Origin of the sequence: Microcoleus sp. B3-A4, from assembly GCF_036705385.1 — a bacterium.
In the GTDB taxonomy this organism is placed as follows: Bacteria; Cyanobacteriota; Cyanobacteriia; order Cyanobacteriales; family Microcoleaceae; genus Microcoleus.
The window spans coordinates 1-12,496 of sequence record NZ_JAUBUI010000036.1 but is presented as its reverse complement, the minus strand read 5'-3'; the positions used below and the strand labels follow the sequence as shown (position 1 = coordinate 12,496).

The 12,496-nt window shown below is 46.0% G+C and carries 10 protein-coding genes and 1 tRNA gene; 3 read left to right on the top strand and 8 right to left on the bottom strand.

The features are described from left to right. Positions 1-29 precede the first annotated feature (29 nt). Positions 30-968, top strand: a complete 939-nt coding sequence (locus QUB33_RS15925; RefSeq protein ID WP_333351555.1) for a serine hydrolase — start codon at positions 30-32, stop codon at positions 966-968. Between the two features lie 219 nt (positions 969-1,187). Continuing rightward, complete coding sequence (locus tag QUB33_RS15920) at positions 1,188-2,951, top strand: macro domain-containing protein (protein ID WP_333351554.1); 1,764 nt, start codon at positions 1,188-1,190, stop codon at positions 2,949-2,951. 121 nt (positions 2,952-3,072) lie between these two features. Here the strand turns inward: QUB33_RS15920 and QUB33_RS15915 are convergent. From QUB33_RS15915 to alr, 4 genes are all read right to left on the bottom strand, one after another. Then, positions 3,073-3,161, bottom strand: a tRNA-Ser gene (locus QUB33_RS15915). A 153-nt stretch (positions 3,162-3,314) separates the two neighbouring features. Continuing rightward, positions 3,315-4,442: a patatin-like phospholipase family protein gene (locus QUB33_RS15910; RefSeq protein WP_333351553.1), complete on the bottom strand. Its 1,128-nt coding sequence runs from the start codon at positions 4,440-4,442 to the stop codon at positions 3,315-3,317. Between the two features lie 47 nt (positions 4,443-4,489). Beyond that, positions 4,490-5,365 (bottom strand): mechanosensitive ion channel family protein, encoded by an 876-nt coding sequence (locus QUB33_RS15905; protein WP_333351552.1) that lies wholly within the window; start codon positions 5,363-5,365, stop codon positions 4,490-4,492. A gap of 212 nt (positions 5,366-5,577) precedes the next feature. After that, positions 5,578-6,780, bottom strand: coding sequence for an alanine racemase (gene alr / locus QUB33_RS15900; protein ID WP_333351551.1), 1,203 nt, complete (start codon positions 6,778-6,780; stop codon positions 5,578-5,580). A gap of 134 nt (positions 6,781-6,914) precedes the next feature. Here alr and QUB33_RS15895 point away from each other — a divergent pair, with 134 nt between their 5' ends. Next, complete coding sequence (locus QUB33_RS15895; RefSeq protein ID WP_333351550.1) at positions 6,915-8,498, top strand: peptidoglycan-binding protein; 1,584 nt, start codon at positions 6,915-6,917, stop codon at positions 8,496-8,498. A gap of 95 nt (positions 8,499-8,593) precedes the next feature. On the opposite strand, the gene QUB33_RS15890 is transcribed toward QUB33_RS15895, so the two are convergent. The 4 genes from QUB33_RS15890 to QUB33_RS15875 form a co-directional block, all read right to left on the bottom strand. Beyond that, positions 8,594-9,613 (bottom strand): S-layer homology domain-containing protein, encoded by a 1,020-nt coding sequence (locus QUB33_RS15890; RefSeq protein WP_333351549.1) that lies wholly within the window; start codon positions 9,611-9,613, stop codon positions 8,594-8,596. Between the two features lie 182 nt (positions 9,614-9,795). Next, the gene (locus tag QUB33_RS15885) at positions 9,796-10,680 is read right to left on the bottom strand and encodes a hypothetical protein (RefSeq protein WP_333351548.1); all 885 of its coding nucleotides are present in this window, start codon (positions 10,678-10,680) and stop codon (positions 9,796-9,798) included. A 245-nt stretch (positions 10,681-10,925) separates the two neighbouring features. Continuing rightward, the gene (locus tag QUB33_RS15880; RefSeq protein ID WP_333351547.1) at positions 10,926-11,531 is read right to left on the bottom strand and encodes a DUF1517 domain-containing protein; all 606 of its coding nucleotides are present in this window, start codon (positions 11,529-11,531) and stop codon (positions 10,926-10,928) included. A gap of 441 nt (positions 11,532-11,972) precedes the next feature. After that, the coding region (locus tag QUB33_RS15875; RefSeq protein ID WP_333351546.1) for a hypothetical protein at positions 11,973-12,496 on the bottom strand (524 nt) is incomplete at its 5' end.

Here is a 12,496-nt window from a genome sequence, read left to right as displayed (position 1 = left end):
CGTTAACCGTTAACCGTCAGCCATTAACCATGACATTTTTTCACAAAGACGAACAATTAGAAAACCTCGGCAGTAGCATTATAGACTCCACATTGTCAGAATTTACAGGATTAAGTGGCGATCGTACAGCCATTACCTGGATAGTCTACGATCCGCCGGTACGAGTCAATACAGGCGGCGCCCTGAGTCCAGAAGAATTTTGGAAATATCAACCGCGAGGTTTTAGCGCTAGAGCTTCCGAACGAATTTATCCCGCCAGCATCGTTAAATTATTCTACCTCGTTGCCATCTGGGAATGGGCGCAAAAAGGCATGATTAAAACATCGCCAGAATTAGAACGCGCCGTCCGAGATATGATAGTTGATTCCAGCAACGACGCCACCAGTTTAGTAGTAGACGCGCTCACCGGCACCACCAGCGGCCCAGAATTATCACCCGCCCCCTTTGAAACTTGGAAACAGCAGCGAAACATCGTCAACCGTTACTTTCAATCATTGGATTGGCCGGAATTACAAAATATTAACGCCAATCAAAAAACCTGGTGTGACGGCCCCTACGGTCGCGAGCGAGCATTTCTGGGAGAATTAATGGAAAATAGAAATATGCTGACCACAAATGCAGCGGCGCGTTTGCTGCACAGTATAATCGGCGGCGTAGCTGTTTCTGCCCAAGCATCGCAAGAAATGATGGGTTTAATGAAACGGAGTTTAGACCCAGCAGAATTAGAGGCAGATCCCGAAAATCAAGTAACGGGTTTTTTAGGCGGGGGATTGCCTGAATCAGCAAAATTGTGGTCAAAAGCGGGACTGACAAGTCAAGTTCGTCACGATGCTGCTTATATTGAAATATCGGGTTTGCGGCCGTATTTGTTGGTTGTATTTACAGAAGGGAAAGAGAATAGCAAGAATGAAGAAATTTTACCTTTTATCTCGCGGCAAGTTGTCGAAGCGATGAAAGCTCTTAATTAAACTTTAACTTGTAAATTGACAAAACTTAAAATTTTTGTGGAGCCGGCTCTTATGCCAGGTCCCAATTAGGAGCTTAAAGATACAGCAAGGTGCAGGTTTATGGAGTACAGTGGCAGCAGTTTGTAAAACAATTGCGTAAGTGCTTGGGATTAAAGCCTACTCTATTCACCTCAACTCTACTGTATCATTTAAATAGTCGAGCTCTAAAAGAGGTCAAATATGGACATACAGCTTATTCCCCTACGTGCTGCCGTTTGTTCCGAACGCTCAACGACTCTAGATGTTTTAGTCAGAATTACGCCCCCAGCACCGGAAAAAACAATTGAGCGACCGCAGCTTAATTTAGGTTTAGTAATCGATCGCTCTGGTTCTATGCGCGGACAAAAAATTGAATACGCACGGCAAGCAGCTAGTTACGCAATCGAACAGTTGTTACCAAGCGATCGCGTTAGTATCACGATTTACGATGACGAGATAGAAACCCTAGTCCCTAGCACCCTTGCTACTCATAAATCCCACCTTTTGCAGCAAATTCAAAAAATTTATCCCAGAAACAGTACGGCACTGCACGCCGGATGGGAACAAGGAGGAATTCAAGTTAGCCAACACCTCAATCCCGAACACTTAAATCGAGTCATTCTTTTATCAGATGGACTAGCCAATATCGGTGAAACAAATCCCGATGTAATTGCCTCCGATGTGAAAGGTTTAACCAAACGAGGTGTCAGCACTACCACAATGGGAATTGGTCAGGATTACAACGAAGACTTGCTAGAAGCAATGGCGCGGAGTGGGGATGGCAATTATTATTACATTCAATCTCCCGAACAATTGCCAAGTATCTTTCAACAAGAATTACTGGGCTTAATGGCGACAGTTGGCACAAATGTCACCTTGGGAATTGAGCCACAAGCTGGAGTAGAATTGGTTGAGGTACTCAATCAGCTAGATGTCACCCCAAATGGTCGGTTTCGCTTACCTAATTTAGTAATTAGTAATCCACTTGATGTAGTCGTGCGGCTGAAAGTGCCAGCGATGACAGAGGAAGTAGATTTATGTTATTTTCGCCTCAATTGGAACGACCCCGAACAACCACAGGAGCAAAAAATCCGCGTTTCCTTGCGCTTACCCGTCGTCAGTGCTGCACAATTAGAGGAATTGCCCTTCAACTCTGAGGTACGACAGCAAGCGATTTTAATGATGACAGGACGCGCCAAACAAGAAGCCGTCAGACTGGTAGATGGAGGAGATTACGATCGCGCCAGCCAACTATTGCAGCAGACAAAACAGCAGTTGCTCAATAATCCCGATCTTCCCATGAGTGCGCCAGAAGCGGAGGCAATCGCCGACTTAGAAGTACAACTTCAGGAGCGAGATTATAACAGATATCGTAAAATGTCCACTCAGCAAAGCTACACTCGTAGTAGGACTCGCAGTAGCGGTCATGTCAACCTTTTATACGGCTATCGCAAAGGCCCTGTCTTGGGGAATATTACTGAAGATTTAGGAGTTGATGCGATCGTTAATTCCTGCGATCGCGACCTATCCAACTCTGGTGCCATATCCAGCGCAATTCACCAAGCTGCAGGACCAGAACTGCTGGCAGAATGTCACCGTTTAGGTAGTTGTGAGGAAGGCGATGCCAAAATTACTCCTGGCTATAATTTGCCCACACCGTGGGTCATTCATGCAGTTTGTCCACCTTGGCGCGGTGGCTCTCATGGAGAGGAACAGGTCTTAGCACAATGTTACCGCCGTTGTTTGGAATTAGCTTTACAGCATTCACTGCGGACTATTGCTTTTCCAGCTATTGGAACGGGAGCAATGGGTTTTCCAGCCGAGCGTGCAGCAGCAATTGCTTTTGCAGAAACCAGTCGCTTTCTTTCAAGATCTAGTGCGATCGGGTCTATTCTTTTTGTTTGTTTCGATTCAGAGACTCATCGTTGTTTCCAAAATGAATTCTTGAAAATTTCTGGTTTGTAATGGTTTTAGTAACAAAACTAAGGTAAAACGCGATCGCGCTTTTAGAGCCCCGACTTCTTGAAGAAGTCGGGGCTCTGGGTATTCTATTTTTTTAGGTTGGCTTACTTAGAACAACTTAGAACGGAGAGGGAGGGATTTGAACCCTCGAAGGATGTTAACACCCTTAACAGATTAGCAATCTGCCGCTTTCGACCACTCAGCCACCTCTCCAAGATGACAGTAACTAACTATAGCACACACATCCTCTTCTTGCCAACCCCTAATTGAAAAATTCCTCAATCCCTTACTCTGTATACTTTCCGCCGCAGGCAAAAGGCAGATTTTACCCTATATCCGCCTCTGGCCTAACTCCAGACTCGAAACCTACTCCCCAAAGCCCCTAGCCTTCAAGTGCTTTTGCCAACTAAAATTGGAACTCAAAAAGAACCTCTTAGTATACAAATACCCCAAGCGGTACAGGTGAGCCTTGCGATCGCCATCGAGATTAAAGTCCGTCGTTGTCACCCCAGCTTCAGTCACATCAATATTAATCACCCTGCCCTTATCCATTTCTCGCTGGTGATAGCGGTCTCTTGCTTTCATCATCGTTCTGAACATCGCCGCCAGCATCGACAGCGGAGTATCAATCTTAGCTTTAGTCTCAATTCCGGTATCGACTAATCGAAACCCAAAGGTAAACCAGCGCGGCGCCGCAGGAGTCGAACCGACGGATTGTTTGTCATAAATCCACAGGGGGAAATTGCTCAAAATTCCGCCATCTACAATTAAGTCATCGCCCAGTTTTCCCGGTTCAAAAAATAGCGGAATACTCATCGACAACCGAACGGCTTCAGCAACGCTAAAATCTTCAGCGCTGTTGAGTCGCAACTGCTCGTACAAAGGAGCGGAATCCGTCGAGTCGCGTCGGTGTAAGTCGTCGGGCAGCACCAACATTTCACCGCGAGTGAGGTTGGATACTACCACTTTTAATTCCCGGTCTTTTACGATTTGTTTGACATCGGCAAAAGTGTGCAAGTTACCTCGACCGAGCATTGTTTCCAGCCACTGCCGGAACGGTTGCGCCGAATATTCTCCCATCTGACGGCTAACTGTTAAGAAAAGTAGAGTCCAAGCAGGAGATTGCAAGTCGTCGGCGGGGTCGCCGTTTAAAATTAGAGGACTGTTTTTTTGAGTTAAAAATATGCTGTAATCGAGCTGTCCTAAAATTTCCTCTAAATCATCTATTGACAAGTCGGTTGCCAATACTGCTGCCGTAATTGAACCGGCAGAAGTGCCGGCCAATTTTCGCCAGCGGATGCCCAAATCGCTACAGCATCTGAGTGCTCCTAAAAACGCAACTCCGCGCACGCCGCCGCCTTCAAAAACGCCGTCGGCATAGATTTCACCGTTTTCGTCGGGAGGCGGAAATTTGCTGAGAATTGTTTGTTTCTCGGTTGCGGTGATCCTGACACCGGGTTCTTGCAAAATTTGCTGCGGATACCACTTGCTCATGGGAAATACCTCCGATCAATTTTGGGTTTTAGATTTTAGATTTATATCTATTGTTCTTGATTGTTGTCGGCATCCATTGCCTCTTTGACGTATTGTTGAACTTGCGATCGCACTTGTTCGTAGGCCACCGACGCGCACCAAGGTCGGAGAGATAAAATAGTTGTCTCGGGAGTAATCTCGGCTACCAAACAAGTCGGGGGCGGATTCTCCAGCACCAGCGGGTGAGAGTGGGCAATTTCTAATAACTCAGCTACAGTTGGACGAATTGGCCGATCGCCAATATCAATCTTCAAGTCTACTCGCCTCGTTCCCATTGCCGTTGTATTTTTCAATGTACCGTTAAACAACTGATTGTTCGGGACAATAATTTTTATCCGATCGTCTGTCACCACGGTTGTTGAAAAAATCCCGATGCTGTCCACCACTCCCTTAACATCCCCAGCTTCGATCCCATCTCCGACTTCAAAGGGGCGCAAACTAATCAACATTACCCCAGCAGCAAAGTGCGATAAAGTATTTTGCCACGCCAAACCGATCGCCAAACCCGCTGCACCCACCACCGCAACCACACTGGTAGTTTGAATTCCCAACTGACTCAAAGCGGCGACTACTCCCACTACCAAAATCGTAATTTCAGCAGCTTGAACTAAGAATTTCCGCAGCGTGGGTTCGGTGCGACTCAGTGCTCGGCGAGTCACGCGGCCCGCAAAGCCGATCGCAAATCGCGTAATTAATAAAATGCCGATCGCCCACAGCAGTTGAGGTACAATTTTAAACCCCAATTCTACGAATTTTTTCGAGAATTCTTGGGCTAGTTCTAAGGCTTGTGTTCTTTCTGCCTTTAGCTGAGAATAAAAGGTTTGAGCTATTGGGAAAAACGTCTGAATAACTGTCATATCAATTGGGAATTGGGAATTGGGCATTGGGAATTGGGCATTGGGCATTGGGCATTGGTAAACGCAGTCTCAGTCTTATCGCTTATTACGAGAGTCCGACGGGGGTTGAAAACCCCTGTCTCATAGCTAAAGTCCTCTCAAAGAGGACTAAAATAAATAATTTCCTCGCTCAAAATCTTGAGTCGGTTTTAACCTACTTTTGCTATGAGGCAGGGGTTTAAACCCCTGCCGGACGACTGCTAGTAGTGTACTGCTACGCGGGGCAATCGGTGTTTAAAACCGCAGAGAATTTCCCACGAAATAGTTCCTAAAGTCGCGGCCCAATCGTCGGCAGTAATTTGATATTCCCCATCTTTGCCCAACAGCGTCACCACTTCGCCGACTTCTAAATCGGGAATATCAGTTACATCCAGCATTAATTGATCCATCGTTACCGCCCCCACTTGCCACACGAACTGGCCTCGGACTAAAACCTGCATTTTATTAGAAAGATTGCGCGGAATGCCATCTGCATAGCCGATACCAATTACAGCAATCTGTGTCTGGCGCTGAGCTATAAATTGATAGCCGTAACTGACGCCGGTTCCTGCTTCAATTGTTTTCACCTGCGTTACCCTAGCTTTTACCTGAATTGCGGGCTTCAAATGGGCGATCGACTGCAAGTGAGGTGCTGGATAAAGACCGTAGGTAGCTAAACCGACTCGCACTAAATCGTAGTGCAAAGCCGGGTCAGCGAGGGCAGCGGCAGAGTTTGCCAAGTGGAGGCGAGGGGGGTTAATTCCTGCTATTTTAATTTGCTCGATCGCCTGTTGAAACCGCTGGTGCTGCTCTCTCATAACTGCGGGGTCGGGACTATCTGCTGTCGCCAAGTGAGAGTAAATACTGGCTAATTTTAAATTGGGCAACCGCTTGACTAATTGCACAAATTCTGTAGCTTCCTGCCAGGGCGTACCCAAGCGAGACATTCCCGTATCTAACTTAGCGTGAACCGGCAAAGATTGGTTCAAATTGGCGAGAACTTCCGAAAAAATTAGGGCTTGTTTGGCAGTACAAATAGTGGGCTGCAAGTGCCAATGGGCGATCGCCTTTACCTGTTCCGGTGTATGGGTTGCCCCCAACAGCAAAATCGGCGCTTCTATCCCAGCTTCTCGCAATTCTATTCCTTCGGGAATTGTCGCAACTCCCAGCCAACTGGCCCCTGCTTGCAATGCTATTTGACTGACTGCAACAGCACCGTGACCGTAAGCATCGGCTTTCACAACTGCCATCAGTTCTGTGTGGGGAGATAAGAGCTTTTTAAGCTGTTTTACATTGTGAGTTAAAGCTGCTAAATCCATTTCTACCCAAGCCCGCTGGCAAAGTCCCCCGTCGCCGTCCCCCAGCAACGTCGGGCGGGATTCTTTTGTCGTTGATTCTGCGGTTGTTTTTTCCCCACTCCACATTGTCGATCGCTCCTACTTGCTTGCACCATTAAAAACTGCTTGGAGATTTTACCCTAAGTTTGATTATAATAAGATTCTCTCTTTCATCAAAGTTAACTGGTGTATCATAGCACCAAAAATACCCGGTAAAAACTATGGACGGACTGGCCTACCTACATTTAGCTGAAACTTGGGAAACGGCTGCGGGTCAAGCTCGATCGACCCACTCAAAAATGCACCGAAATTTAGCCTATACTCCTTTACTTTTCTTTACGATCGCTCTCACAATTGTCAATTTAGTTAATCCCGCACTCGCCATCAAAAAAGGTGATTCAGGCCCGGAAGTAGCCCAACTTCAGAAAACTTTACAAAACGCAGGCTATTTTAGCGGTAAGGCTACAGGATTTTACGGTTCTCTCACCCAGGCTGCTGTGAAAAAGTTTCAAGCAGAGAACAACCTGAAAGTTGACGGAATTGTTGGCCCTAAAACCTTGTCAGCACTGAAAGGTAAGCCGGAAGACGCCAGCATGGAAGCTGCAGAAAAAATCTCGCCAAATGTCGATCGATCTTCCCCCTCTCCTACCGCCACAGATAACACAAACGAACTCGACGAAGATCAAACTAAGACTCAGACCCAAGAACCTCTATTTCAAGAACCCTCTTTACCGCCCTTTAAAACTGAAAATTCCGAGGATAAAGAAAGTGAGTTGCCACCCACAAAGCTCGTAAATCCTCCCGATAATACTCAAGGAAAAATGACCTTGGAAAAAACTATTTACGGTAACATATCGCCCAAATCAATAGTTTATTCGGGAGCGGGTTTGTTTTTTGCTCAAAACATGATGTACCGCCACACAATCACAGTTTACGACAGGAATTTTAAATTAGTCAAGACTATTCCGGATACAGTAAACTTGTCGAAGTTCGGCTTTTCTAAATTCAAAGGCAATTATAAAGGCTCTCCCGTAGAAGCGGCTTTTTCAACCGATGGCAAATATGCCTACGTCTCCAACTACAAAATGTACGGTTCCGGGTTTAGAAATCCGGGAACGGACAGGTGTTCTCCAGCGGCAAAACACGACCAAAGTTTTCTGTACCGCATCAATACCCAAACTTTGACAATAGAAAAGGTAATTCCTGTAGGTGCAGTTCCGAAATTCAATGCTGTTTCGCCTGACAATCGCTTCGCGCTCGCTAGCAATTGGTGCAGTTGGGATTTGAGCGTGGTTGATATCAATAAAAATCTCGAAATAGAGCGGGTGAAACTGGGTGCATATCCTCGGGGTATTGTTGTTACTCCCGACTCAAAAAATGCCTATGTTGCCATCATGGGTTCTTCCGATATTGCGAAAGTGAATCTCATCGACTTTTCGGTAGAATGGCTGAGGAATATTGGCAATGCGCCGCGTCATTTGACGATCGATCCCAACGGAAAGTATCTTTATGCCACTTTAAATGGTGAAGGAAATGTGGCAAAAATTGACCTAAAAACCGGTAAAGTGGTGGACAAAGTTTCGACAGGAAAAGCCCCTCGCAGCATGACAATCTCCGATCAGGGAAAACTGCTTTATGTGGTCAACTATTTCTCGAATACTGTTAGCAAAGTTAGGACAAGCGATATGAAAGTGCTGCAAACAGTGAAGGTTAATTCAAGCCCGATCGGGATTACTTACGATCCGGAAACTAATCAGGTTTGGGTAGCTTGCTATTCGGGCAGTATTATGGTGTTTCAAGATTAATTTAGCTGCTTCGTAGTGAAGGCTTAAGTCCTGACTACAAACAATAACGATTAAATGTTATTGTGGGGCGGGCTAGGAGCAACGCCCCTAAAATATTATTTGGGCAACTTTAAAGGCTTCACAACATACTCTGAAGACTTAGCAGGTACTTTGCCTTTTTTGGCCATAGCTTGGTAAACCATGGCTGCTACCTCAGCTCGAGTTGCTGTTCTATTAGGCTGCAAAAGTGTGCGCTTCGGGTGGTTGACAACAATGCCAGCTTCTGTGGCTGATGCTACTTTGTTAACTGCCCATTTCGGCACTTTTGCCCTGTCTGTATAAACTTGTAAAGTTTTGGTTGCTTTTGTGGATGGTTTCAGGCTCAAACCGCTCGCTAAAGCTGCGATGACTTCGACACGCGGAATCTGTTTTTCGGGACGGAACTCATTGTTTGGGTATCCTTTAAGATATCCAGTTTTGACGGTGTGGTCGATCGCAGGAGCGACAGGGCTCTTGTCTTTTACGTCTTTAAAATCAATTGGTTTTCGGATCGGCTCTTTGTCGTCGGACATTCGCTGAATTAAGCGCGCTAGTTCGGCTCGCGTCATCGGTTCGTCGGGGTGAAATTTGCTGTCGGTGGGTTCAGCAAAAATTTTCCGATCGACTAAAGCTACAATGAACGGACGCGCCCAATATTTGTCCGGAACATCGGAGAATCTAACGGGCCCAACTTTGGGTTTATCAGCTTTCGGTTTGGTAATTGCTGGAGCGGGGGTCGATCGCGCAATTGGCTTGGGAGGAACAACGATTACACCCACCGGAGGATTTTGCGGTAAAACCCGCCCTAAAGGTCCCACAGGTGCGGCATCCGGTTCTGAGGGAAGGAGCGTTTTAGCGGGCGAGCGCACATCAGAACTTGGCGATTCGGGCGTTAATATTCCCGGACTCGCGGGCGTAACAGCAGGTTGAGAAAAAACGGCTGGAAATTGCCAATTTCTGGCATTCAATCGATCGGGATTTTTACCTGTTACCCAAAATAAAATTGCTCCCATCGTGCCGAAGGCAACCAAGATAGCAATCAATTCATCCAATCCTAGAGGGTTTCTTTCCCCTGACGGGGGTTGTGAAGAAGACATATTGTCACCTACATATCAATGTAGAAATTAAATCACATATTTTTTGGGTCTGGGGGAAACAGAGAAGGCTAAATCAATTATTCCAAAGTTTTCACTCTCTATACCTGCGCCTGGGTGGCATCGGGAGGATTGATAAAATCCACTTTTACCGATCTCAGTTGCTGATTTTTGCAATCTTCAACTCAGCGCCTTCTACTCCCGAAAGAGCGAGTCCGACTCGGTGGACGAGAATTTCTGCCGCTACCAAAACTCGGCTGCCGCTTGTATTGATTTTGACGCTGCTGCGGCGATCGCCTCAAAGTGCTGCCACCGTAACCCGAACCGGTCGATCGATTGCCATTTGGGCGTGCTGAGGGTCTTACTGGCTGGTTATAGGTGGGCGATCGCAAACGCCCGGTTGTCCTTAAAACTTGACGGTTTCTCACCACCGGAGGCGGAGTTCGATACCGAGTTTGATACTGCTGAACAGCTTGGCCGTAAGTATTACCATACCCGCCATATCCTCTCATAATCCCCGGTTGATAGACTGGCGGCATATAATATTGCGGTCTAAATAACAAACTGCCGATCGCCTGACCGGCTATAGCCCCCGCAAACGGCGCCCAGAAGCCTGATTGCTGTCTCACTACTACGGTTTGGGGCTGACCTGTTTGAGGATTCGGAACAGTTTCGGTAACGTTGTGAACGTACTCAATTTTAAAATCTTCTGTCAAATGCAAAACCGCTTGATTGTTATCCACATTTAGATAACTTTTCTTGCCTGCCGATATTTCTTCATTAGTTAAGCGAGCCATTTGCAAATCCGTAGTGCGGTAAACTGGGGGACTGCCCGGGGGAGTATTCAGCAACATTAAACTGTATTCGCCATCCGCATCGTCGTAGGTAGCTTGCTGTACAGGATATTGACCTTCACGCAAGTTATTATTATTTGGTGCAGGACGCACTGTGTTAATATTCGGATTTCCAGCAGGATTTGTAGAAGTTTGTGTGCGAGGAGAACCGCAGCCAGTTGCCGTCCACAAAAAAGTTAATGCCATTAAATAAATTGTCAGTTTTCGCAGCATCATAAATAGTAATTGGTAATGAATAAATAGACCCGATTCCATCTTTAACAAGTACAGTAGCAGCTATATTGTGTGGTGTTAATCTCTAGCGTGCATCGCTGCAATATTTTGGATAAAACTTGCAGATTGTTGCTAGCAAAGCACCTTCCTTCCTAGAAAACTGTGTGTACTACATATACAGGGAATCTGCGGTAGTAATTGGTAAATAGTAATTAATTGGTAATTTCTCCCTCTTCCTTCTTCCTTCCTTAAATGGGAATAAGTTCGGGGAAATTGACCAACACTTGGTCGTTGCTAAGTTCGTCTCCCAACTGTGCGGGAGAAAAGTGAACTTGCACAGCTCGGAGCCTTTCTTGGTAATGTAAATTAATCAGGGCTTTTAAACCGACTTTCAGCGTGCTGATGTCAGCGAGGTCAGTTTCTAGGGCAGGAACTTCGCCTTCATACGCAACTGTCAGCATCACTACAATATTTCTAGTTATCGGCAAAGACAAGGGGGATTTTTGATCGTAAACAGATGTACTGTATTGAGGCTCGCTGAGATAGCGCTCGGCTGAATCAGTGAAAAGTTCATCCACATAATCGCCGGCTTCGCCTTCATTCCAAAAAACATCACCTTCATTGGCTGCTGCTTGCCAGTAGTTGTCGTACTGCAACAGGTGATTGCAAATTTCTACAAGACCTTCTCCTAAAACTGCTATGTCGCCATCGGCATCAATTGCTTGTCTGGCGGTGCGGTTGAGAACTCCTAACAGCGGTGCAACTTCTTCGCCTGTTAGGTGAACGAACACCCGGCAAACTGCCAATCTAGTTTTACCTGTAAATTGATTGAATCGATCGCGCCAAGCATTCATAATAACCTAGAGTTGTAATCTGTAGGGCTATATTTTCCACCATAGCAGGGGATTTGAACTCTTGCCGTCTACCCTCAGATTGATCTGAAGAGTATTTTTAGCGATCGCCTCTGCCGGTACTGTTTCGCTTTGAGTCATCTAATTTTATAGCAGTTTTCAATCGCCTCAAATACAAGACCTCTTGCAAAAATAATTAGGACGGGCAAGATGCCCATCCCACAAGAAAAAATAACTCTTGTGGGATGGGCATCTTGCCCGTCCCATCAATTGAGGAAAAGGATTTTTGCAAGAGGTCTACAGTAGGAAAACGGCACAGCCTTGTCCTGACAAAGAGCAGCGACTTTTAATAACTGGAGTTTAGACTAAAAAACGATCGCATCTAAAAGTACCTGCCTTTCAAAACCGGGCAAGTTATTGCTCAACAATTCCAAATAGAGGAGATTAAACAACTAATCTTGAGGACTTTTTGCGTCGAGAGACTCGTTTTTTGACAGTGGGATATCGTGGTGCCGATATCCGTACCTTTCCTGTTTCCCAACCAGGAGATTTTCCCCTCGGTTTAGGTAGTTTCGTCGGAGTACCAATGTCAACTAAAATCGATAACATTGATTGGGCAACACGTCCAGGAGTTAAATCGATCGTAGCAGATTGCCAAGGCAGTCGATTTTCTTTAACTAAATCCCTAGCCAGCCAGAGTTGCCAACTCATCAAGGGCATTAAATCACTCCACCGCTCACATTGAGAGGGAGTTCTCAGGTTAGGCAATGTCCAATGTAATCTTTGCTTGGCAAACCGATACCAATGATCCACTCCAAAACGTCGTAAATACTTAAACCAAACTATTTCTAAAGGTAGAGTTCGTTTTCCCACCCAAGCCAACCACAAGGATGGAAACGGCTGACCGTTTGACATGGGATTGAGTCTTTCGATGAGAATTAAATTGACAGGATGTTCAGGGGCGCGAT